Here is a 619-nt window from a genome sequence, read left to right as displayed (position 1 = left end):
AACTATCTTTCTTTAATGTGGAGTTCGGTAGTGGCAAGATTTCTTTCGACAATGTCAATTTCGTCGGCGGCGAGGTGTCGTTCGTCGGTTCAGATTTCGGCGGCAGTGAGGTTACCTTCGACCGCGCCAAGTTGACCGGGGGCAAGGTTTCCTTTGCCGATGCAATATTCAGCAAAGGAAGGCTGTCTTTCGCTAGTGCAGTCGTGGGTGACGCAGAAGTTTCGTTCGCCGGCGCCATTTTTAGTGGCAGTGATCTATCATTCGTAGGTGCGGATCTCGGTAGCGAAAAGGTCTCCTTTGCTATTGCCCAATTTAGTGGTGGCCGGGTTGATTTGCATGGCGTGAAACCATGGCCAGGCCATCAGGCGCTCGGTCTACCCAAAAGCGCCTCAGGCCTTGAAATGCCCGCCGATCATGATACAGCGCACATCCTGCCCGACTCAGCGATGGGCGACATTTCCGACGATGCCCCTTGACAAGGAACGCGGGCGTCAGCTCCTGAATTGGGCCACGTGAACTGGCTTTCCGGTCCCGTATCGCTCTGACCTGCTACGATGCTGTGAGTTAGTGCGCCGCCAAGGCACTAATGTGGGGGCAAGCGAATGTGTCGATGCGGCCG

Annotated in this window: 1 pseudogene; it reads left to right on the top strand. The window is 55.4% G+C overall.

Going from position 1 to position 619, the window contains the following annotated elements:
• A pseudogene (locus tag ELR45_RS36280) lies at nucleotides 1-476 on the top strand (hypothetical protein); the annotation flags it as partial.
• Nucleotides 477-619 lie beyond the last annotated feature (143 nt).

It is taken from the genome of Phytoactinopolyspora endophytica (assembly GCF_004138495.1).
GTDB classification, from domain to species: Bacteria; Actinomycetota; Actinomycetes; order Jiangellales; family Jiangellaceae; genus Phytoactinopolyspora; species Phytoactinopolyspora endophytica.
The sequence above is the reverse complement of the archived record's forward strand: the minus strand, read 5'-3'. Positions and strand labels throughout refer to the sequence as shown.